General features: G+C 51.9%; 18 protein-coding genes. 1 reads left to right on the top strand and 17 read right to left on the bottom strand.

Annotated features, from left to right (window positions below; translation table 11 throughout):
* Positions 1-301 precede the first annotated feature (301 nt).
* The 12 genes from AB1483_13350 to AB1483_13295 all read right to left on the bottom strand — a co-directional run bounded on the left by AB1483_13350 (position 302) and on the right by AB1483_13295 (position 15367).
* Positions 302-595 (bottom strand): hypothetical protein, encoded by a 294-nt coding sequence (locus tag AB1483_13350; protein ID MEW6413436.1) that lies wholly within the window; start codon positions 593-595, stop codon positions 302-304.
* Positions 596-674: 79 nt separating this feature from the next.
* Positions 675-1607 (bottom strand): DnaJ C-terminal domain-containing protein, encoded by a 933-nt coding sequence (locus tag AB1483_13345; protein ID MEW6413435.1) that lies wholly within the window; start codon positions 1605-1607, stop codon positions 675-677.
* A gap of 219 nt (positions 1608-1826) precedes the next feature.
* Positions 1827-3722 (bottom strand): molecular chaperone DnaK, encoded by a 1896-nt coding sequence (gene dnaK, locus AB1483_13340; protein MEW6413434.1) that lies wholly within the window; start codon positions 3720-3722, stop codon positions 1827-1829.
* A 99-nt stretch (positions 3723-3821) separates the two neighbouring features.
* Complete coding sequence (locus AB1483_13335) at positions 3822-4253, bottom strand: Hsp20/alpha crystallin family protein (GenBank protein MEW6413433.1); 432 nt, start codon at positions 4251-4253, stop codon at positions 3822-3824.
* Between the two features lie 420 nt (positions 4254-4673).
* A complete protein-coding gene (locus AB1483_13330) occupies positions 4674-5105 on the bottom strand; it encodes a hypothetical protein (protein MEW6413432.1) in 432 nt (143 codons plus the stop codon).
* A gap of 283 nt (positions 5106-5388) precedes the next feature.
* Positions 5389-6297 carry a hypothetical protein gene (locus AB1483_13325; GenBank protein MEW6413431.1) on the bottom strand — a complete coding sequence of 303 codons (909 nt, stop codon included), beginning with the start codon at positions 6295-6297 and terminating at the stop codon, positions 5389-5391.
* Positions 6298-7185: 888 nt separating this feature from the next.
* Positions 7186-8358, bottom strand: a complete 1173-nt coding sequence (locus AB1483_13320; GenBank protein MEW6413430.1) for a PQQ-binding-like beta-propeller repeat protein — start codon at positions 8356-8358, stop codon at positions 7186-7188.
* Positions 8358-11180, bottom strand: coding sequence for a hypothetical protein (locus AB1483_13315; protein ID MEW6413429.1), 2823 nt, complete (start codon positions 11178-11180; stop codon positions 8358-8360). The genes AB1483_13320 and AB1483_13315 overlap by 1 nt, the downstream gene beginning before the upstream one ends.
* A 148-nt stretch (positions 11181-11328) precedes the next feature.
* Positions 11329-12318 carry an AmmeMemoRadiSam system radical SAM enzyme gene (amrS, locus tag AB1483_13310; protein MEW6413428.1) on the bottom strand — a complete coding sequence of 330 codons (990 nt, stop codon included), beginning with the start codon at positions 12316-12318 and terminating at the stop codon, positions 11329-11331.
* 1 nt (position 12319) lies between these two features.
* Complete coding sequence (locus AB1483_13305; GenBank protein MEW6413427.1) at positions 12320-13903, bottom strand: HAD-IIIA family hydrolase; 1584 nt, start codon at positions 13901-13903, stop codon at positions 12320-12322.
* Complete coding sequence (locus AB1483_13300) at positions 13904-14677, bottom strand: undecaprenyl-diphosphate phosphatase (GenBank protein ID MEW6413426.1); 774 nt, start codon at positions 14675-14677, stop codon at positions 13904-13906. It abuts the gene before it with no gap.
* Positions 14678-14731: 54 nt separating this feature from the next.
* Positions 14732-15367, bottom strand: coding sequence for a hypothetical protein (locus AB1483_13295; GenBank protein ID MEW6413425.1), 636 nt, complete (start codon positions 15365-15367; stop codon positions 14732-14734).
* Positions 15368-15626: 259 nt separating this feature from the next.
* Between AB1483_13295 and AB1483_13290 the strand changes: the two genes are divergently transcribed.
* Positions 15627-17006 carry a sodium-dependent transporter gene (locus tag AB1483_13290; GenBank protein ID MEW6413424.1) on the top strand — a complete coding sequence of 460 codons (1380 nt, stop codon included), beginning with the start codon at positions 15627-15629 and terminating at the stop codon, positions 17004-17006.
* A gap of 44 nt (positions 17007-17050) precedes the next feature.
* Here AB1483_13290 and AB1483_13285 read toward each other — a convergent pair whose 3' ends face one another.
* The 5 genes from AB1483_13285 to AB1483_13265 all read right to left on the bottom strand — a co-directional run bounded on the left by AB1483_13285 (position 17051) and on the right by AB1483_13265 (position 22793).
* Positions 17051-18166 (bottom strand): DNA repair exonuclease, encoded by a 1116-nt coding sequence (locus AB1483_13285; GenBank protein MEW6413423.1) that lies wholly within the window; start codon positions 18164-18166, stop codon positions 17051-17053.
* 77 nt (positions 18167-18243) lie between these two features.
* Positions 18244-19671, bottom strand: coding sequence for a sigma-54 dependent transcriptional regulator (locus AB1483_13280; GenBank protein ID MEW6413422.1), 1428 nt, complete (start codon positions 19669-19671; stop codon positions 18244-18246).
* A gap of 283 nt (positions 19672-19954) precedes the next feature.
* Positions 19955-20797, bottom strand: a complete 843-nt coding sequence (locus AB1483_13275; GenBank protein MEW6413421.1) for a hypothetical protein — start codon at positions 20795-20797, stop codon at positions 19955-19957.
* Positions 20798-20806: 9 nt separating this feature from the next.
* Complete coding sequence (locus tag AB1483_13270) at positions 20807-22039, bottom strand: fibronectin type III domain-containing protein (protein ID MEW6413420.1); 1233 nt, start codon at positions 22037-22039, stop codon at positions 20807-20809.
* 16 nt (positions 22040-22055) lie between these two features.
* Entirely contained in the window at positions 22056-22793 is a 738-nt protein-coding gene (locus AB1483_13265; GenBank protein ID MEW6413419.1) for a PEGA domain-containing protein, read from the bottom strand.
* Positions 22794-22795: the final 2 nt, after the last annotated feature.

Below are 22795 nucleotides of genomic sequence, written 5' to 3'. Positions count from 1 at the left end.
CTTCATCCGTTCGTTCATGACACAGCTCTCTTTCCACGGCACAACCAATCCTCCTTGATTTGTACCGTATTATAAGTGTTACCTATGTCATGAGTCTAAACTGTAACCTATGTTCTGGGTTTGTACCCCGACTGACGATACTCGATACTCGGGTACCCCATACCGCCCTTAGTGTGACTGTGGGATCATAACTCGGGTACCCCACCGCTTGCGGTGGGATCCTGATGAATATCCAAACCCTGTAGGTCGAAACCCCTGCCCGTCAGGGTCTCCGCCATCGGCGGAGAGATTTCGACACCTTCTATCTATCCCCACCCCCATCATACTCCATCTCAATTTCCTCCGCCTCACCCGGCTTCAACCCCTCTCCCCCGAAATCTTCCTCACGCTCATCTTCTTCCTGATAAATCACGTGTTCGATATTCTCGCGGGCGTCTGCGTTTTGCATCTCGGCAAGGATGTTTCTTCCGACAAACCGGCTCGACTCGTTTATCCACCGCTTATCAATCCAATGTTGCTTAATCACCCAGCCACACACACCGAAGATAAACAACGTCACCCCACCGACCATTATGAGCGTTACGATTTGTTCCATTCAATTCTCTCGTAGGTCGAAATCCCCTGCCCATGAGGGTCCGTCGTCAGACGGAGGTTTCGACAACTCCCCTCCGCACCTACTCCCCCCACGCCTCCAGCAACCTGCGCTGCTTTTCGGTTAGGTTCTTCGGTATCTCAACATTTATTGTCACATACAAATCACCCTGATTACCGCCCACCGCCAGCCCCTGCCCCTTCAGGCGCATCTTCGTGCCCGGCTGTGTCCCTGCCGGCACTGTCAGAGTAACACTTTTGGTCAGCGTTTTTACAGGCGTCTTCGTGCCTTTAATAGCCTCGATAAACGAAATGTTCACCGAGGTATAAATATCGTGTCCTTTTCTCTCGAAATTCTGATCCGGCATAACTCTCACCGTGATGATTAAATCCCCGTTCTCCTGTCCATTATAACCGGGCTGTCCCTGCCCCGCCAGTCTTATCTTGCCGCCATCCTCAATGCCCTTCGGTATCTTGACCTTCAGCGTCTTACCCGTATTACCGATATTCACCACTCGCGAGGCCCCCCTCACCGCCTCCATAAACGAAACAGAAAGCTCCGCGCTCAGATCCGGCGCTTTCGATTGCCGCCCGCCCTTGCGCCCGGCAAACGGCGACTCTCCGAATCCACTCCCACCCCCGCCGAAGATCGATGACAAAATGTCCTCGAACTGCCCGAATCCATCGGCGCTGCTGGTGCGGAAACTGAATGTCCCGCCGTTCGGCCCCTTGCGCTGCCAGAACTGCGAAAACTGGTTCGGATCGAACCCCTGTCCGCCCTGCCCCGCGCCGGCGTACGCGCCGTAGCGACGCATCGTGTCGTACTCGGCTTTCTTCTTGGGATCCGACAGGACCTCGTGGGCGGCCGAGATCTCTTTGAATTTGGCCTCCGCCTGCTTGTCCCCTTTGTTTTTATCCGGGTGATACTTCTTGGCCAGAGTGCGAAACGCCTTCTTGATCTCGTCCGCCGATGCATTCTCGCTCACACCAAGTATTTTATAATAATCTTCGTTCACTCAGTATCACCACCTTTACATTGTGTCGCGGCAGATGAGGACATCTGCCGCGCACAGAAGCTCAGCACCTTAGTCACCCCCGCCCTCTTAGTCACCCCCGCGAAAGCGGGGGCCCAGTCACACGCGACCAACACGGGCGCGCCCTTCACTTTATCTTAAACGATTGGCTAGCTCGTAGGCTCACGCCGCGGCGTGAGCCTACTCACCGCTAATCAACCCCTATTTCATCTCCTCAAACTCAGCGTCAACCGTGTTCTCATCCGACCCACTCTTTTGCTGCGACGCGTCCGCGCCCGGCTGAGAGTGCTGCTGACGGTTCACGTTCTGGTACATCTCCGATGACGCCTGCTGCCAGATCTGGTTTAAGGCCTCTACCGATGACTCCATCTCGGAAACATTATCACCCTTCAGGGCTTCCTTTACCCTGCCGATTGCCGCTTCGATCTTGCTCTTGGAATCGGCGCTCAGCTTGTCACCAAACTCCTTGAGCTGTTTCTCGCTCTGGAACACGGCCGCGTCAGCCTGGTTGTGTGCCTCAACTTTCTTCTTCTTCTCTTTGTCCTCCGCCTCATGCACCTTGGCGTCATTGACCATCTTCTCGATGTCCTTCTCGGTGAGGCCCGATGATGCCTCGATGCGGATATTCTGCGACTTACCCGTCGCCATATCCTTCGCTGATACCTCAAGGATACCATCAGCGTTGATATCGAACGTCACCTCAATCTGCGGCATCCCGCGCGGCGCCGGTGGAATCCCATCGAGAATAAACCTTCCAATAGTCTTGTTATCAACCGCCATCTCGCGCTCACCCTGAAGCACGTGTATATCCACCTGCGGCTGGTTATCCGATGCTGTCGAGAATATCTGCGACTTCTTCGTCGGAATCGTCGTATTGCGCTCGATCAGCTTCGTCATAACACCGCCCAGAGTCTCGATACCCAATGATAGCGGGGTTACATCCAGAAGCAGCACGTCCTTGACGTCACCGGCCAGCACGCCACCCTGAATGGCGGCGCCGATAGCGACCACCTCATCAGGATTGACCGAACGATTCGGCTCGCGCCCGAAGAAATTCTTCACCAGTTCGACAACCTTCGGCATGCGGGTCATACCGCCAACCAGGATGACATCATCAACCTGGTTAACCTTCAACCCGGCGTCCGAAAGCGCTTTCTCCACCGGCTTCATGCTGCGGACCAGAAGGTCATCGACCAGTTGCTCGAATTTCGCCCGGGTGAGCTTCACATTCAAATGCTTCGGACCCGACTGATCCGCCGTCACGAACGGCAGATTGATATCCGTCTGCATTGTCGAGCTGAGCTCTATCTTGGCTTTCTCCGCCGCCTCTTTCAGACGCTGCAGGGCCATCGGATCCTTCGACAAATCGATACCATCCGATTTCCTGAACTCATCCACCAGCCAGTCGATAATGCGCTTATCGAAATCATCACCGCCAAGATGCGTATCACCGTTGGTGGAAAGAACCTCGAACACACCCTCGTTCAAATCGAGGATCGATATATCAAACGTACCACCGCCAAGGTCATACACCGCCACCTTGCCGGTTTTCTTCTGATCCAGACCATACGCCAGCGCTGCCGCCGTCGGCTCGTTGATAATACGCTTCACTTCGAGACCGGCGATCTTACCGGCATCTTTGGTGGCCTGACGTTGACGGTCATTAAAATAGGCCGGCACCGTGATAACGGCTTCCCTGACCGAATGACCCAGATACTCTTCGGCTGTCTTTTTCATCTTGGCCAGAACCATCGCCGAGATTTCCTGCGCGGTGTGGTCTTTACCACCCATCTCCACCACGACCTCGCCTGAGCCGTTGGCCTTGACTTTATATGGGTAGTTTTTGATCTCTTCTCTTACTTCATCGAATTTGCGCCCCATAAGACGCTTGATCGAAAACACCGTGTTCAGCGGATTGGTCACTGCCTGTCTTTTGGCCACTGTGCCAACCAGCCGCTCACCGTTTTTGTCGATAGCGACCACCGATGGGGTGGTGCGGTTACCTTCGGAGTTGGCGATAACTTTCGGCTCGCCTCCTTCGATCACCGAAACCACCGAGTTGGTCGTACCGAGGTCTATTCCGATTATCTTATTCATTCTATCTTCCTTTCCTTGTCATTTCGAAAAAAGGCCGGTCGATGCTGACCGGCCTTTCTCATTTGCTCCGTCGTGTATTGCGTTGAATTGCTGGTTAGTTTACGACACCTTCACTTCGATCTCTTTCGGCTTAACCTCTTCACGCTTGGCGAGAGAGACTTCCAGAATACCGTTCTTGTAATCGGCCTTGATCTTGTCAGGGTCGATTGTTTCCGGAAGAGTGAACGAGCGGCAGAATGAACCGGTGCGAATCTCGCTGCGGACATAGCTGTCGTTTTTCTCTTCCTTCTCGACTTTGCGCTCACCGCTAACCGAAAGAACTTTGTTCTTGACTGAGACCTTGATGTCGTCCTTGTTCATTCCGGGGACCTCGAAGTTCATCTTGACATGGTCGTCGCTTTCGATAATGTCCACGCGCGGGACAAAGTCGGCCTCGCCATTGGCCCAAACACTGGGGTAGTTGAAGAAATCATTGAAGAAACTGTCGATTTCCTTGGCGACTCTGTTCGGTCTGATTACCAGGTTAGTCATTTTAACACCTCCATTTTTTATTTTTTGCTTTTTCTGTTTTCATTAACCACGCCCTATGTATAAACAAACCCCGTGCCAAAATCACTAAGTCGCCTGTATACAATTACTTACGATTTTCGGACAGGATTTGCGATGGGAAATACTGCCACAATGGCATTATGGCGCAGCCATCACGGCAGCTCAATTGCCTCTTTGGCAGATGCTTGGCAGGTTATGGCAGATTATGGGAGGTGATTGCGGATCTACGGGTGCCCCATCCCGCTTTTGGCGGGACTGTGGGATTCTGACTCACACAACGCTTCCGGCGTTGTGCCCGGTTAATCTTCAGATTGACCGGGTCTTCAGTCAAGGTCTGTCGTCGAAACTCCCCCGCAACACGGGCCCCTGACGGGCAAAAGTTCCGACCTGCTCATACTTGTTTCATTCAGAACCCCAGTCACCATTCCCCATTTGATGTGTAAAATAACCCCGTGGCAGATAATGGGCGACAAGGCTTATTAACGCGCTGTCGAGAAAATACACCGTATCATCCACTGTCATACCCGCGGGCCACACAGCGATCTGATGTAGTAGTTTTCCATCCGACGACACAATTTCGCAACAGACTCGGCAGTCACCGGCAAAATCTCCCCCGAGTTTCACTTTCTTCAGACCTCCTATGGTCTTCGTCCAGCGCTCGAGTTCTGCCGTCTCTTTGAGCGTCGTATCCTTGTAGGGATGCCATTCGTCCTTGAGTCGCTGGCAACTGAGCGGCAATGTAGTTGTCATGTACCAGTTCTCGACGTACGAGATTCTTACCGAACCGACTTCATCGTGCCTCACATCGCGAGCGTTGCAAGCTACTAAAGTCAATAATCCTAAAAACAATATCCGCAGAGCTAACATTATTTGCGTTTATTCTCCTATCATTCGTGCGCGGCAGATATCCTCATCTGCCCGCAACCTGGGTACCCCATCCGCTTGCGGTGGGATCCCCGCGCAATCTCTATTACCTTGAGACCTATCGGGAATCATCATTATTCATCCTCCCGCATTTAATCCTCTCTGTGCGCGGCAGATGTCCTCATCTGCCCGCAACCAAATCCCCTACTCAGAAACCCACTCAATTGATAGGCAGAGCTAGCACCATTACGGACTAACCCTCTTCCTTAGACACCTTCGCCAGGTAGTCCCGGTTGCGATTCTTTAGCCATTCTGGAGCTTCATACTTCAATGCCGTCTCGAAGCACACTCTAGCGTTCTCCCCATCACCAAGGTGAAAATACGCCATGCCCGCAAAGTCATAGGCCCGCGACAACAAACTTGGGCGGATGCCAATTTGTTTTGCCGCGGCGAAATCCTTCAGCGCATCTGCCCACCTCTGCTGATAAACACAGACCCCCACCATATAAACGTTGTAACTTTCGTGGAGATCTTGATGCAAATGTGCCGGATTAAGCTTCTGAAAATACTCGGCAGCCTTCTCTGGATCGTCAGCATCCATGTGAGAGAAACCGAGACAGTACAGTACTTCCGCCTCGTCCTCACTGCGCTTAAAACTTCCGCTCTCCAGATAGTCGTAGGCAGCTTCGAATTCTTTGATTGCTCTCAGCGGCTCATCTTGCCAAGTGTACAGGTAGCCTTTGAGCAACTTAATTTCGAATCTCGGGTTGCCTTCCTCTGCCCCCGGCTCCGGCTCTTCGTAGACGTAGAAGTATCGTTCCGCTTCATTGAGACATTCAAGCACCTTATCGTTTTGGTCGAGAAACGCATGCGCCATTGCCATTCTATACAGCGTGTATACATCTCCGTGCCTGGGTCGTGACCAATCCACGAGATCAATCCTCTTTTGGAAGTGTTTTAGCGCTGCCGTGTATTGCTTCGATTCATGAAAGCAGCATCCTATCCAACTGAGTATTACCGCCATATCGATACAGTCATCACATTCTACCAGCAGACTCTGGAATATCTCGATTGCCGCGGAATATTTGTCACTTTCATACAGGGCTACACCCCGATTGAATAAGTCTTCTGCTTCCTTGCGCTTGTGCTCTGGCGAATGCATAACCTCTCCTCGTCTTCCTGGCTGTCTATTTGGTACCGCCCCTGCCACTTCCGGGTCAAAACCCAGTAATCCATATTAGGCTATGGAACTCTTTCGTTTGATATCGAGACTCCGATTCCGGGTAACCCATCCGTCCTGTCACGCGCTTCGCGAAATTGCGGTGGGATCCCCGCGCAACAACTGCTGCCTTGATACTTATCGTGAATCCTAATATTCAACCTCCCGCACTTACACCTCCACCAAAAATAACGCACAGAAACAGCCTTTTGTCAAATAATGATAATAAACATATCCCCATCACACCACCATCCCCACCCGGCAATTTCACTACAACTTCCGGGCAAAAAGCCAGGCCGGGGTCGTTATGCATGAAGATCGCCCTTTGTTCCCAAAAACCTTTGCTTCGAATATGTGCAACCAATTGGCTTTGGCTAGAGGGGATAACTATGCCCATGAAAACAGGTTAGAGGAGAATAACGTGAATAGGGGGCCCTACAAAAATGACGAAACAAACCCAATTCCGGATTACCCGGTGAATCTGAAGATTCAGCGGGCACAAATGGATGGCATATACTTAAACCCTGTAGGGCGGGTCCGTCTTCGAACCCGCCGCGCGATCGCAGTACAAGTAGGGCAGTCCCGCCAAGGGCGGGATCAGTCTCCTGCCATCCCGGGACTCTGCTGTCACTCCGACGCGGTGGGTGGCAGGCTCAAACTCGTTTGGGCCTGACATCAAAAAATATACCTGGCGCATCGGTTGGCGTTTGATTTATCAAACGCACCGCTGCGCGTCGGAATCATAAAATTAACGAAACGAACCCAAATCCGCCTAAAAGCCCTAACGCTATGAAATTACAAATGATTCCTGAAGAAATAAATACGAAAGACTCAATCCCCGTCAGACACCTGCGCCTGCGGCTCCTGTGGAGCATCGCCCAGACACACAACCAACCCCTCATCGGTCGCCACAACCACATTCTGACCATTGGTCACAGGAGCAGCAACAATGGGACCGTCAAGCTGACGCTCCTCGACCAGCCTGCCAGTCAATGCGTCCAGAGAAAACAACATCCCGCTGGCATTGCCAAAAACAACATACCCGCCTACAACGACAGCCGACGACCTGACAACATCGGCAGCATCGAATCTCCAGATAATCTCGCCGCTGATAGCATCCAGCGCCACCATCTCCCCCCCCGAATGCCCGACAAATATCCGTCCTTCGGCCACGGCCGGCGAAGTCCACACCGGGCCGCCCACCTGACGTTTCCACACTATCGAACCGTCGTCAGAATTAATGGCATACACGAAGCCATCAAGGTCCCCCGCGTAAACAAACTCCCCGGCCGACACCGCAGCCGCGATAGCATTCTCCAGTTTGACCTTCCACACAAGCTTCCCGCTCAGTGGCGACAGCGCGAACAACATTCCGTTACCCCCCGGCTGAAAAATCTTCCCCATCGCAAACGTGGGCGCCACAGCCAGCGGCATATCAGCCAGAAAACGCCATTTTACCTCACCGCTGAGCTGACTCAGCGCCATCAAATCACCAATACTGGAACCGATAACCAGCAAATCGTCGACCAGCAAACCTCCATTGGAAGCATTAACGAATGGCCTCTCCCAGATAATGTCGCCGTTCCTCAGATTGACACACTTGAGAAGGTTGGTTCGGGGCGAAATTGCGAAATAGGCCAGCGAGTCCGCCACCACCACACCGGTCTGCGGATTCCCACCGGATTTAATCTGACCCTCGAAATGCCCCGTTTCCATATCGATAAATTTGATCTTGTGACGGGCACCCGGATAAATCAGTCGGTTGTGATAGACAGTCAGGGGGCCGGCCGGCTTGTCGTTGGATCTGTATTCCCATATAACATCGAGCTTACCATCAAACGCCCCCTCCAACACAGAACCGGTCGACTGGGCGTCCCCCCGATGATACGGCCACTGGGCACCCTCCTGCACCTTGAACCGCTCGAGACGATACTTACTGGCGCATCCGACCAGCGATACCAGTGTCAGCGACGCAACGGCAGCTATAAGTATTCTGCTTTTCATCAGAAATTCCACCCGAAGAAAAAGTCAAAGTCGGTGCTCGGACTGATCGTCTCGAAATCCGTCGTTCGGCTGAAGTCGAACCGAAGCACCACCAGGTATCCCAGCGACACCCTGAACCCGCCGCCGAATGACCCGAGAAACTGGTCGAATTCGTCATCCCAGGCTGAGCCGGTATCGAAGAAAATCGCGCCCCTTATGCCCCTGAAGCCAAGTCCGCCAAACGGGAAACCAATAAGCAAATTATCGATGAGCGGGAAACGAAGTTCATGAGAGGCAAAAAGTATATTCCGGTTATAGAAATACCGGCGGTCAAATCCTCTGAACGACCAGCTTCCGCCGAAATAAATCCGCTGCGGCTCCTCTCCCGTGCTGCTGAAAGCAAACAACCGACTGGCGAAAGCCGAATACTTACCCATACGGAAATAATGACGAAGGTCAACCGAGGCCTGACGGCTGAAAGTCCTGAGATCCCCCACCGAGGTCGTTATGCCCACCGAGAAATTATACCTTCGTCCTTCAATCGGCCCGGTAAAATCCCAGAGGGAGTTATCGTATATCCAACTCACGTAGTTCGTAAACAGAAACTTCTCTCTATTGGTCAGCCCGAACGCTTTCTCGCGATTCGAATAACGCCCCAGCGTCGTAAAATCAATCCGGTGGAATTTCGAGAACGGATAGCTCAGAAGCGCGATACCTCCCGCCTGCCGCTCGAAATAGTAACCGTCGTAATCATTATAATACTCGTCGAACAGATGAAAGCCGCCGATACCCCAGTTCAAACGTCTCTCCCGGTTCAGATAGGTCACGCCCACATTGAACGATTCCAAAAAATCATCCTTATCGGTGGCCGTGTTGGTGAGCAGGAAATACAACGAGTGGTTCCCCAGCACATCGGACATCGCCAGCTGCAGCCCGCCGATAGAACCATAAACGGGATCATAGCCGATCGACGATTGCGCTATGTCGAGCGAATAGTCGGTGTCGTACCTAAGCGATGCCTGACGGTACTTGCCGTCGATTTTCTTCGGCTGCCACGACTCCAGGCTGTAAGACGGTTCCCTCTCGATTACTTTCTCTTTCTCCGGCACATCCATAGTGAAAATCTGGAAACCCAATTTCTGGTAACCGGTGTAGATCAACTTCCTGCCGTCAGAGGTGACTCTCGGGTCGAGCGCCGCGGTGGCATACTCCGACTGTTTCGTCAAAACACCATCATTGCTAAGGGAAAAAAGGTTGAAAGTACCGTCCCTGTCGGAGGAGAAATAGACACCGTCTTCGGTGCACTCCGGCGACTGATCCATGTGGAAACCATACGTGAGCTGTTTGATAATGCCATCATCAAGACTGACTCGAAACAGATTGAGCCCGCCGCGCGGACCATCGCGCGAACGATCCGACGAGAACACGATCGCCGATCCGTCGGGTGTGAAAGCCGGGTCGGTATCGAAATAGAAATCATAAGTAACGGCCCAGTAGGACCCATCCGTCATATCCAGTATATACAAGTCCGTCGTGCCGTTCTTGCGGCTGCCGGAGAACACAACCTTGCGGCCATCGGGCGAAAACCTCGGCGAACGCGCCGCCACCAGCTCCTCAAGCTCATATCGCTTGGTTACCTTGCCCTCATTCAGATCATAAAGATAGAGAACATCTTTCTCTTTCGATTTCGAGGAAAAGACAATCAACCCGGAATCCGTGGCATCGATACCGGAACGAAGCAAATGCAGCGATTCGTAATTCGACGATCGCTCCCCTTTCACCAGCGTCTTGACATGCTTGCCCGGCTCCCCGTTGCGGCCGTCATCGGCCGGCTTCATATAAATCGCCGAATAACCCATCCGGTTCGCCTTGAAAACGATCCAGTCGCGCTTGCCGGAGCCATCATCCCAGACTATCGGAGCCGCCTCAACGTTATACCCGTCTTTGGTTACATTAATGGATTCCATATCCGGCAGCCCCAGGCTGTCAAGCTCCGGATAGTATTTCTTCTTAAGACTGTATTCCCACTTGCGCGAAAGCTCCTTGAGATCATCACCAAGGGTCATCTTGACCACATCATCGAACGTCCGCCCCTTGTACCAGTTCTCGAATATCAGGGTGAGCTTGTCCGAACCATAAGTGGAATCAATGAATTGACAGATAGACTCGCCCAGCTTGTACATATAAAATGTCCCGTTCACCTGGTACATATTCGGGATCGTAAAGAGCATGCCGTTGAGCACCATGTCCTTTACCACCATGTCGGCCTCGGTGTCCCAGTCTTTCGACCAGAACTCCGCGATGCCCTCGGTAAACCAGAGCGGTGGATAGGTGTAGCGAATCCTGGCGCGGCGCGACACCACCTCGCCGAGCTTGGAGAGCGTGAAAACGTGCACCAGCTCGTGACGAATCACATGATCGAAATCATGATAGGAACCGTGAAACGGCACCACCACCCTGCCCTTCATGAATTCGGTAAAACCGGCCACCCCTTCCGGCAGCAAGTAGGGCGTGGTGTTGGTCTGCGAGAAATATCCCGGGGTCGAGTAAATGATAAGGGGAATTAGATGTGGTACTTCATGATTGAATTTGGCCGCCAGCTTGCGATAAGAATCTTCCGCAGATTTTGCGGCCACCGCCGCCACCTCGGACTCCTCGGAATAAAAGTATATCCGAAAATGCTCCGTGGTCATAACCTGCCAGTCGAACTCGGTATACTGGACCTTATTCTTGCCGAAATAAAACTGGGCCTTAACCGAACCCGAACCGGCAGCAAGGATAAGTACACAGATGACAAGCAGTTTTAGCGAATTATACGGCAGCTTCGGCCGGAAAGCTTTCATTACGGACCTGACCCTTCGCGCGGGTAACTCTTTTGTGTCTATATATTTTAACACCATAACAGACGATTCAAGTTCCGGAAATATCCAACTTGCAGCCGGGCTCCGCCGCTTCACCGGCCATGTACTTAATATCGGCCGCCGAAGCCCACTACTGAATTATGCCCGTGTCAAATCCACAGGCTTCGCACTTAGAGCCGGAAAGCGCCCTTATCGACGTAAAATAATGGCTTCTCTCTATCAGAAGTGCTCCACAGCCGGGGCAATACGTGTTGGAGCCGCTTTCGGTCACAATATTGCCAACATAGACATATTTGAGCCGCGACAACGCTATCTCCCTCGCCTTCAACATTGTCTCCAGCGGCGTCGCCGGAGCCGATGCCTTGTAATCAGGATGATACGCGGAGAAGTGAAGAGGGATCGAATCATTCACCGAAGCCACGAAATCGGCAATACCTTTCAAATCTTCATCGGAGTCATTCTGACCCGGAATAATCAGATTCGTCAGCTCCAGATGCACCCCCGCCTCAGACATTATCCTTATGGTATCGAGCACCGGCTGGAGCTTCCCCTTGCAGTACTTTGCGTAAAACTCCGGACTGATTCCCTTCAAATCGATATTCGCGGCATCCACCATCGGCAGGAGCTCCCTCAGCGGCTTCTCATTGATATACCCATTGGACACCAGCACCACCTTCATATCCTGATCCCGAAGCAGCGGAGCGACATCCATAATGTACTCAAACCATATCAGCGGCTCAGTGTAAGTAAATGCAATACCCATCGATCCATGCTGACGAGCCGTCTGGACCAGTTCGGCGGGCGCCACATATGATGTCTGCACTTTCTTCTGTGAGATGGTCCAGTTCTGGCAGTGAACACACCCGAGGTTACATCCGTTCGGTCCGGTGGACAGAATATCTCTACCCGGATAGAAATGATAAAGCGGCTTTTTCTCGATCGGGTCAATAGCGATAGTCACCAGTTCACCGTAATTGTCCGTGACCAGCATACCATCCTGATTGAACCTGTTGCGGCAGATACCGGCCTTGCCGGGCTGAAGATGACACTCGGCGGGACAGAGCCGGCACACCACTCCGGCCTGACCATCCTTGTCGAAATATTGAGCCGTTTTAATCATTTCATTTTCGCGACACAATCATCCGCGCCGCCTCCAAAAGATTGGCGACAACCGGAACTCCCCGGTAGAAGGCAGGGCCTTCCAGATCCGCCGCCTGAGTTATCCCGTAACCCGTTTTCACCATAATAGGCTGCGCCCCCACCACCCGGCCAAAATTGACATCGTCCAGCTTGTCGCCAATCACATAAGATTTACGGATATTGATGCCAAGCTGATGGGCGGCATCCTCCGCCATCGCTGCGCCCGGCTTGCGGCATTCACACTTGATCGCGTACCGATTTACGCTACCCATCGGATGATGAGGACAGTACTGCACCGACGCGATATCTACATGTCCCGCTGCCAGCATCTCCAGTAACCGACCATTTACCCTGTCCACCGTCTCCGCGCCAAAAAAGCCCCTCGCCACACCCGACTGATTGGAAACGATGACTAATTTAAATCCAGCCTGTTCTAGTATCCTAAGGCCTTCCACAGATCCTGTCTCGAATTCAATATCGTCGGGATCCGAAAGAAAATTCTTATCGCGAATAATCGTACCGTCACGATCAACAAATACAGCCTTTGCTTCCCCAAGTCTCCGGTGGTGAATCTCGGACGCTTCAGCGACGACCATCTCGGCGCTAATCCGTTCGAAACAGTGTCTTTTATCGCGATAGCAAGGCTTCTTACCGTGCAGCGAACATGGTCGGCAGTATTCGTCAACTTGCATCACACGGTCATACATCCCCCGGGGAGCAAAACCGAGCGTTGGATGGGTAGGCCCGAAAATGGCGATTACCGGCACTCCTACGGCTGATGAAGCATGAGCAATACCGGAGTCATTTGCTATCGTCAAAGCAGCTCCCGACAATATCCTTAACACTTCGGCAAACGAACAATCAACCGCCTCATAGAAATTCCGCGTAGGTATCCTGGCTCTGGGCGATTCTTTCTCTCTATCAGACCCGGTAACCATCCAGACAATCGAAACGCCTCGATGGCGATGAAGCTCCACTGCCGTTTCGACAAACCTCTCTATAGGCCAGCGTTTGTTCTCGTGCGCGGCGCCCGGTGCCACCACGACGTAATCATGCCGGGACAATTGTGGGGATTCGAGTTTTTCGCCATCAACGACTCCCGGAACAGACATGATCGGCCGCCGGCAGAAGGCAGCGCCGCCGGCCTCAATAACCGCTTCATTATAAAGGTCGATAGTATGCGGCCAGGACACCGGCAGTGACCTGCCCTTGACAGCCAGAATGCGCTCAAGCCGCCGCTTGGGATACCGTACCGTTCGATCGGCCGTTACAGCCTCCCGTGCCATCCAGGAACGCGCATTACCGTGGAGATCGATGACGAAATTGTAATTGCGCTTGTCGAGCTGCATCAGAAGCCGCACATACGCGGGCAGACCAACATTATCGGGTACGGCGCGGATTTCATCAACGGTACCCATACACCCAACCACCTCGGCATACTTTTCTTTGCAAAGGAAGGTCAGGTGAGAGCGAGGATATTTTATTTTCAGATTGACCAGCGCGGCCGAGGTAAGAACAATATCACCCAGCGAGCCGAGACGTATAACGAGGATATTCTGTTTCATCTAAAGGAAAAGATACAAACCGAGAGCACCGGCAGCAAAACAATAATAACCAAAGAGGACAAATTTCCCTCTCTTGATTACCGCCAGAACCGCGTAAACGGCAAACAACGACGCTACGAAAGTTGTAATCATTCCCAGTACATATTGCGGCATCAAGGATGGTTCCAAGGCCAGAAGATCTCTCGATTTGAAGACAACCGCGCCAAGAATGGCCGGTATGGAAAGCAGGAACGAGAACTCTGCAGCGACCGCCGGTTCCACTCCCGCCATTATGCCAGTGGCGATTGTGGTCCCGGAGCGAGAAATACCCGGTATAATAGCCACCGCCTGTCCAATCCCCATCAGCAGCGCCTTTGGAATCGTTACCACCCCACTCCGCTTCTTTACCAGCACCGTGGAGATCAAGATGATACCCGTGACGAAGAGCATAATCGATGTCATCAGCGGATTGGAAAACGCGGCTTCAAAAAAGTCCTTAAACAAAAGAGCGGCGATAACCGCCGGAAGGGTGGCGACAATCAAACCCAACACAATCTTCCGCTCAGCGACCATCCCGTTATCGAAAAGACTTTTGACTAATCTGAATATGCGGCTTCGGAAATATACCAGCACCGCCAGCAGAGAACCGAGGTGTACCAGGACCTCAAAAGACACACCGGATTGTTTCACTCCGAGGATGGCTTGAGCGAGCACAAGATGCCCCGAGGATGACACCGGTAAGAACTCGGTGAGTCCCTGTAGAATACCAAGTATGGCGGCGTCGAAATAAGACATCACACCGCCATCCTCGCAATTTGACTACCCAGATCGGGTGAACGCAGGTTCGCCTTAGAGCGCACCGAATTCTATCCCGAGAAAGAGACCATCGTTGCCATCGATTTGGAATTCACCGAAGAAGCCTATGTTCCTGTTGACTTGCCAATGCACTCCGGCATTCAATCCGATCTCAAGGTTCGAATCGGATTCATCGAAAACGTCATAATCCACTACTTCAACCCTGACGTTGAAACGACCATACGGCGTCAGCGTTCCCCCGCTTTTCAGCCTGACGGGATAGGAGCCAGTGTAATGGCCGCCAAGCTGCACGACGGAGAACGGACCGACATCGTAATACTCACCAAATCCGCCGACCGCCATATCGAACGGCCCGCTGCCGGCTCCATCGACACTGACTATCTGATATTTGAAATCCGCGCCGAGGGCCAACTCCGTATCAGCGCCGTCGTAGTCAATGAGCCCGATTTTAATCCTGCCATCAGTGTGCGCTGAGAGGCCATAGTTGAAATATCCGCTGAACGAAGTAGCATCAGCCAGACCAACCGCCAAGCCAAAGTTACCGGTTCCCATGCCAAGCGTGCTGGCCGTGCTCAGACCGCCGAACGCTGAACCGGCCGCTTCAAACCCGAAACCACTAACCGATGTCAATAGCAAGATACTGCCAACAACTACAAGGACTTTCTTCATGAGGTTTCCCCTGTCTAATGGTTCAAAAAAATTAACTGAGCCAAATTAGTTTTTCGTATTTACGCCGTCAAATAAAAAAAGACCCTCTATATTTATCTATCTACTAACGAAATCAACAAAGGTTTCATTGGGATATTATTACTTGACACATTATCTGATGAGGCGTTGTTTGGTGAAGTGCTGCTTGCGGTTGCGGCGCTTTCGACGGTGAAAAACAGGTGATTAGTTCTATACATATTCACAAACGGGAGACTTTCTAATGTCGATCAGCTCGGAATCAAGCGGGTTTATTTCAGGCGAACAATCTACCAGGGGAAACTGGGGCAGTCGACTAGGCTTTATTCTGGCTGCCAGCGGCTCGGCAATCGGATTGGGAAACATCTGGAAATTCCCCTATATAACAGGTGTGTACGGGGGTGCTGCTTTTGTACTGGTGTATCTGGGATGCGTTGTTATAGTCGGACTGCCGTTGATGATGGCTGAACTGATGATCGGCCGACACTCAATGAAAAACCCCGTAGGAGCCTTCAAGGCCCTGCACAAACCTTCCTCCCCCTGGCAGATGACGGGATGGCTGGGAGTAGCATCGGGATTCGTGATACTATCCTTTTACTCGGTGGTGGCCGGCTGGGCCATGGCATACATTTTCAAATCATTCGCCGGATTCAGCGGTACTCCCGAGCAAATTCAAGCCGGCTTCGAATCACTGGTGAATCACCCCTTCGCTTCCATCCTCTGGCACACTGTCTTCATGGTGCTGTGTATCGGTATCGTCATTGGTGGTGTCCAGCGCGGTATTGAACGATGGTCCAAAATCCTGATGCCATCGCTATTTCTGATTTTGCTCGGCCTTATGTTTTACGGATTGTTTTTTACTCACGGCGGGGGCAAGGCGATTGACTTTCTCTTCAAACCTGATTTTCACAAACTCTCCGCCGAGGCAGTCTTGTCAGCTCTCGGTCATGCCTTCTTCACGTTGTCACTGGGTATGGGAGCCATGCTGACATATGGCAGCTATATGCGAAGAGATGAGAGCATTACGCGCGACGCTGTCGTCGTCTCTGTGCTGGATACGGTTGTTGCGCTGATTGCCGGTGTGGCTATATACTCTCTGGTGTTCAATTACCAAACCGACCCCGCCGCAGGACCTGGGCTTATTTTTAAAACTCTGCCGGTATTGTTCGCTCAGACAGGACCCTTGGTATCCGTGCCCTTCTTCGTTCTTCTCACTTTTGCCGCACTTACGTCCGGCATAAGCCTGCTTGAGGTTGTCGTCGCGTATTTTATCGATGAACGCGGCTGGAGCAGGCACAAAGCCACTCTCCTTATGGGCGGTATCATCTGGGCGCTGGGCTTGTTGTCAGCGATAGCCGCAATTACAGTCCCGTTCAGGGGGCGCGAGCAGGGCTTCTTCGACATCTTCGACTTCATCAGCACCAACTATATGCTCCCCATCGGCGGCCTTTTCACCTGTTTGTTCGCTGCCTGGGTTATGAAAGAGTCCGACAAAGTCGCGGAGCTCGGCAGAAAAGGTCCTCTCTACAAGGGGCTCATTTTTGTCCTGAGATACGTAACGCCAATAGCGGTGTTCATCGTACTGCTGCACGGATTGGAGCTCCTGCCCTTCATGGATTATTGATCCAAAGAGATAGAAAAAAAGGCCGGCCCGAGAGTCGGCTTTTTTTAATCCTCTGAAGAGAGATATTTGAGGCCTTCCGTCCTGAGCCATTCCTTGTCAAATCCTTTGAGATCAACCGTATCCAAGAATTTCACAAAGCCCTCGTCGAGCCGTCCGATCGCGGATCTTCCAAACGATGCCGCCGCATCATCTGACTTCTCTTTCTCAAACGCTATGTCGAGCGAAAAGGATTTTTGCTTGAGCGAAGAGATCACACCCACAGGCAAGGTCTTGAGAGATTCCTCCGACACCCCCTCAATTTTCAGTCGCACAATTTTATCCCTGCTGTCCAGCCGGCTGACTTTTTCCTGTATAATGGCCGCCAGCTGATCCCCTCTCATGCCCGAGGCATCGATAACATCCAGGCTGACCATATCCCGGCATCGCACGGCATGAAATAAAACCTCAAAAGGCTCCAGATGAATCTCGGCAAATCCCTTGGCGACATCTCTCTCGGCCTGAGAAAGGCGGTCGGTGGAGCCGGCGTACCACGCTCTCGACGCAACCTGTGTTTGGTTGTGATAGTGCCCCAGGGCGACATAGTCGAACCGCTCCATCAGTTCCACCGGAAATTCCTGTTCGCCGAGATCCGCCATCGAGAACTCCGGCATTCCGGCAACAACACCGTGGAGTACGAGTATGTTGTACTTGAAATCCGGATCGGGACGGCACAGTACGAGCTGCTCCTTTAAAGACTGAGCCGTAAGGCAGTGCGGCAAAGCCAGTATCTTCGCCTGACCGATTTGAAATGCCTTAAGCTGCGTACCGGCCGCTATATGAAGATTGTCAATATACTCAAAAACGTCAAGAGCCGCGCCGATGTGCGGCTGTTTGGGAGCATCGTGATTTCCGCTGATAATAACTGTGGGAATTGAGTTCTCTTCGGCGAGTCGATAAAGTTGCTCTCCCGCCAAAGCCATTATCCGGTTGGACGGACGCACCGTATGAAAAAGGTCACCGGAGTGTATACACAAATCAGGTCGCAAGGCAATAATAGCATCAACGGCCCGGGTGAAGCTGTCGATAATATCCTCCTGCCGAAGGGTCAGCCCGGACTCGCCACGCCGCGGGTGATTCTCCCCCGCCCCCAGATGACTATCGGAGACATGGCATATCTTCATGACGATGAATATAAAGCCGGACGGATGTCCGCGAAATCACAAATGTAAAAAAAGTCGGTTGGTTCGGTTCGACCGGATCAGTACAAGTTATACCGGGCAATACGGTCCCTGAGCGTATTTCGTGAGATTCCCAGGGTCTCAGCCGTTTTCACCTGGTTACCGTCAAAATGTCTCAGACATGAAGAAATGATAGCTCGTTCGAAGGCCGATTCCATGAACTGGTATATCTGCCCCGGTGAACTGCTAATCAGCTTGGCCATAACCGGATCGATGATCTTTTTGAAGGTTTCGGTGTAATCGTCTTTAAGGACATCGATGTCGATCTCGAGCCTCCCGTTATCCTCTGAGAAAATGGGCAGATCCTCGGGCTGAAGCGTCTCGCTCTTGGACATCACCATAGCGGTGTGGATGTTGTTCTCGAGTTCCCTCACGTTGCCCGGCCAATGATATTTCGTGAGAATCTGCATCGCCTTTTTGGAGACCTTTTTCGGCTGAACTTGCAGCTGATTGGCGAATTTCTCGGTAAAGTGATCGACAAGCAGAGGCACATCACCCTTGCGCTCACGAAGCGGCGGGATGTAAACGGATACAACCTTGAGACGATAAAACAGATCTACTCTGAAAGAACCCTCTTTCATGCACTGTACGAGTGACTTGTTGGTGGCGGCGATTATTCGGACATCGGTGGAAATCGACTCGTTGCCGCCGACCCTCTCAAACTGCTTCTCCTGAAGCACCCTCAAAAGCTTCGATTGCGTCAGCATCGACATGTCGCCGATTTCGTCGAGGAAAAGGGTGCCCCCGTGTGCCTGCTCGAATTTGCCGATTCGCTTGAAATAGGCTCCGGTGAAAGCGCCTTTTTCGTGACCGAAAAGCTCGGATTCCAACAGCGTTTCCGGGAGAGCGGCGCAATTGACCGATAAAAAGGAATTGCTCCTGCGGTTGGAATTTCGGTGGATAGCCCTGGCCACAAGCTCTTTACCTGTGCCGGACTCGCCAAAAATAAGGACGGCCGCGTCTGTTTTGGCGACCTGTCCGATCAGTTTGGCAATCTCGACTATCTCGGGCGATTGACCCATTATCTCGCCCACCTCATGGTCACCGTGTGCCGACGGTACCGCAACAACCGGACGCGGTCTGGCAGAATAACCACAAGCCTTGTTGACCATATCAATGAGCTTCTGAATCTCAAAAGGTTTCGTCAAATACTCAAAGGCACCCTCTCTCATAGCCTCGATGGCGTTCTCGGTGGAAACGAATCCCGAAATGACTATTACGGGAAGTTCGTTTCTGATCTGTTTGATTTGTTTAAGAACATCAAGACCGGAAAGGGAAGGAAGATTCACATCGAGCATCACCAGATCTACATTGTCATGAGCACGTACATATTCACCCACTTCCAAGCCATCGTCGAGGAAGTCGAAATTGAACTTGTCCGGATCAAACAGGTTAGCCAGTGATTGCGATAAGTCTTTATCGTCGTCAACCAGTAGTATATTTTTCATGCGCTTTTTCGTCCTTAGGGTATTCACCTTTTATATCGGCGTTTGCTGTATTTTTTATAGACAAATTTTGACGTAAATGGCTGATTTTGTTAAGAAAAGTCGCTTGAAGCAGGTTCGACCGAATCACCAGCAGACTACGGTGTAACGGTCCCATTCGGTAATCCGGACAACGCAATCGCGGGACGATTTAATTATGAAACAGTCCCCGTCATCCTTTTGCACAAAATTTACAGATTAAAGGTCCGAAGGCCTCAGACTGTTTCAATTTGGTATATCGTTTGGATTATTCCTGGTCCGACAAGAAACGCACGGCAGTGCCCATCCAGAAAAAATACACGACAGCGTCCACCGCAAGACCGACTACCAGGACCCAGTACATGAGTTCAGGATAGAACTTATTAATAATGATGTTTTGTTGCTGGCCAATAATTGACATGAGCACGGGAGCTGCCAGAATAACGGCAGCCAGGCACAAGCACATAATAGGACGATTCCAGAAAATCTGAAGAGATCGTTTCAAAGCCGTCCAGACACTGGCGCCATATAAGGCGCAGTATGATATGGAGAAGTAGAAAAGGGCCACTATCACGATATAAAGCCCGGGCATAAACAGATACTGAAACACGATGATCCGGCGTGGTGAATTTGTCAGTAGAGGACTCAGCAAAGCCGGCAGGTATAAATTCGCCAGCAAGATTAAACCATTAATGGCCAGCCATGCCAGCGTCAATTGAAGCCACAAAAATGGCATCTGCGCAGAATTAACTTTAGGGCGAGCGTTGTCGCCGGGGAGCCCGCGATAAAACAATATTGAAACCGCCCCCAGAACAGACCCTTCAAGCAACGCCGAAACCACGAACTTGGCCCAACCGAAGAAATACGGCAGGACAGCGAAATGTCCGGGATAATGCATAAAGCCAACGGCGTTCTGCGAGTCGATCGCGTTCACCCACAAATGGATAACCCCGAAAAAGGCCGGGGAATAAAACCTGTCGTGAGCGAAAAGTACCAGCCACTGGAGAGCGAAATAGGCGAGCAGAAGCGACCATATTCGGCCCCGCTTGACCTGCGATAGCGTCTCCAGGAAAAGCGATAGGAAATAGTTGATCGAGTCTAATAAGCGCACAACCCTGTCCTATGGCTCGAAGAGCACCACGTTGGAACCGGTCGATGCACCATGCTGATCAAAAACATAGACTCGATAATAAGTGTTAACAGCCGGAGCCGCGACCGCGTACCAGGGTGAAGGCGGCTCGACCGCATTGATAATGGCTACCCTCGTATCGGCCAGGTCGACGCTTGAATTTGCCGCCGAATAAATCTGATAAGACGCGAAATCGTCTTCTTCACTACGAGTCCACTGAAAACGAACGGAGTCAACTCCCGCCACCAGAACGATTTCAACCGCATCAGGGGGAGTATTGATACTCAGCAGTTGCTCGCCTCGAACCGCTACGGCGGAATTGCCCGCGGCATCGGTGAAATTACCGGTGACCACCGCCTCAAAAAGATTGCTGCCAACCGGCACCACATACTGGCCATGATAAACACCATCATCGGCCGTATCGTCCCCGTCCGTGCCATCGTCGTACAATCTCAAACCACTGACACCGGTAAACGACACAGTGGCCCGACCCGAGAGTTCACCGGCATCCAGACCAAACGTAATTGTCTGCCCCGCTGAAAATACGCTGCCGGTCGGAGCATAAAAAACGGAGCTTATCTCAGCCCGAGTGTCCAGAATAATATCATCGGATAAAACCTCACTCGACTCCGAACCATCAGCATACACCAGCCGGGCATAGACCGTTTTTGCGCCGTCGCCCTCAGAAAGCGTATAGGTGCGCTCGGGGGCAAAAGCCACAAACTCAGATCCCGAGAAGTCGGCCTCCTCAGAGAGTATCACCTGAGCCGCAGTAGCCGACGTGTTCACCTGGATACGCACACTGCGACTGTTGGTGAACTCGGCGTCGGAATTAATCGTAATCGAAGACCGTCCGAGAGTCAGCGGCAAAGCAATTGAGGATTCACCTTCAATACCCTCGCGGGAGACAGATGCTATTTTGAAGTAGTAAAGACGGTTGATTACCAGATTACTCAAAGTCGCGCTCGTATTGGAAGAAGAATCGTGAATCCTGAAATCCACCGGCTCGATATCAGCCACATAAATGCGATAGCGGGCTATATTCGAACTGTCCGAGACTTTCCATTGGAGATCAACCGTCTCCGTATTGATGAATACCTCCACATCGTATGGCACCGGCGTAGCCTCTGGCACCGACCTGACAGGATCCTTTGACTCTATGGTACGATCGCAACCACCGATACCTACGACAAGAACTGCCAGCAAAGGTAAATATCTTTTCATTCCCTATCTTCCTCGACTATAACTTCATGGAAATGGACAGCCCGACACTTTCAGAATCGGCTGTGGGGGTCATGGTGAGGCCCTTCACCGTAAACGTCCCTTTTTCTTCCGGAAAGAAAAACAGAGCGTCGATTACGTTCAGCGCCCAGATTCCGATACCGACCCCGATAACAATCCGCCTGACATTCTCAGCATCGTAAGCGCTTTCCTGCGCCGCTGCCAGAAGCGGTTGAACGCGGCGTAACTCCTCAATATTTCCATCAACTGCCAGCGAGTCGTATTCCCTTTCGATCTTCTTGAACTCATCGAACCTGAAATCGAACTCGTCATCGGCGTAAAGATAACTTACCCCGGCAGCGACTGTCAGAAAAGTAAAAGCCCACCCTTTCGTCTTGCGATCAGCATACCGCTGACCCCAGCCGGGGATAAAAAGTGACCTGACGGCCGTCTTGAACCGGGTCTTTGGAGATAACTTGATGTCGACTTCCATCTGACGAGTCGGGTCAAGCTCGATTCGGGTCTTATATGTTTCGTACCCGTGCTTCTTTAAAGTGAGTTCATAGTCACCGACTAGAAGATGTCTGAAGCGAACCGGAGTCACTCCCGAAACCCTGGCCCCACCGGATAGTCGAACCTGGGCTCCCTGGGGATCAGTGCGAACGGTAAGGTCGCCGGTCATGCTGGCCTGACCCGCCGCGGAAACAGGAATAGCACAAGCGGCTAATATGATGAATGCGAGTTTCTTTGACGTCATCT

It is taken from the genome of Candidatus Zixiibacteriota bacterium (assembly GCA_040756055.1).
Taxonomy (GTDB): domain Bacteria; phylum Zixibacteria; class MSB-5A5; order GN15; family FEB-12.
Note: the sequence above shows the minus strand (reverse complement) of the source record. Positions and strands in the feature narration are given on the sequence as shown.

What these genes read in the sequence shown, in the direction of transcription:
- AB1483_13270 (MEW6413420.1), bottom strand. Translation starts at nt 22,039, where the DNA reads ATGAAAAGATATTTACCTTTGCTGGCAGTTCTTGTCGTAGGTATCGGT.
- AB1483_13305 (MEW6413427.1), bottom strand. Translation starts at nt 13,903, where the DNA reads ATGAAACAGAATATCCTCGTTATACGTCTCGGCTCGCTGGGTGATATT.
- AB1483_13350 (MEW6413436.1), bottom strand. Translation starts at nt 595, where the DNA reads ATGGAACAAATCGTAACGCTCATAATGGTCGGTGGGGTGACGTTGTTT.
- AB1483_13315 (MEW6413429.1), bottom strand. Translation starts at nt 11,180, where the DNA reads ATGAAAGCTTTCCGGCCGAAGCTGCCGTATAATTCGCTAAAACTGCTT.
- AB1483_13280 (MEW6413422.1), bottom strand. Translation starts at nt 19,671, where the DNA reads ATGAAAAATATACTACTGGTTGACGACGATAAAGACTTATCGCAATCA.
- AB1483_13285 (MEW6413423.1), bottom strand. Translation starts at nt 18,166, where the DNA reads ATGAAGATATGCCATGTCTCCGATAGTCATCTGGGGGCGGGGGAGAAT.
- AB1483_13335 (MEW6413433.1), bottom strand. Translation starts at nt 4,253, where the DNA reads ATGACTAACCTGGTAATCAGACCGAACAGAGTCGCCAAGGAAATCGAC.
- AB1483_13295 (MEW6413425.1), bottom strand. Translation starts at nt 15,367, where the DNA reads ATGAAGAAAGTCCTTGTAGTTGTTGGCAGTATCTTGCTATTGACATCG.
- AB1483_13320 (MEW6413430.1), bottom strand. Translation starts at nt 8,358, where the DNA reads ATGAAAAGCAGAATACTTATAGCTGCCGTTGCGTCGCTGACACTGGTA.
- AB1483_13290 (MEW6413424.1), top strand. Translation starts at nt 15,627, where the DNA reads ATGTCGATCAGCTCGGAATCAAGCGGGTTTATTTCAGGCGAACAATCT.
- AB1483_13265 (MEW6413419.1), bottom strand. Translation starts at nt 22,793, where the DNA reads ATGACGTCAAAGAAACTCGCATTCATCATATTAGCCGCTTGTGCTATT.
- dnaK (MEW6413434.1), bottom strand. Translation starts at nt 3,722, where the DNA reads ATGAATAAGATAATCGGAATAGACCTCGGTACGACCAACTCGGTGGTT.
- AB1483_13300 (MEW6413426.1), bottom strand. Translation starts at nt 14,677, where the DNA reads ATGTCTTATTTCGACGCCGCCATACTTGGTATTCTACAGGGACTCACC.
- AB1483_13325 (MEW6413431.1), bottom strand. Translation starts at nt 6,297, where the DNA reads ATGCATTCGCCAGAGCACAAGCGCAAGGAAGCAGAAGACTTATTCAAT.
- amrS (MEW6413428.1), bottom strand. Translation starts at nt 12,318, where the DNA reads ATGATTAAAACGGCTCAATATTTCGACAAGGATGGTCAGGCCGGAGTG.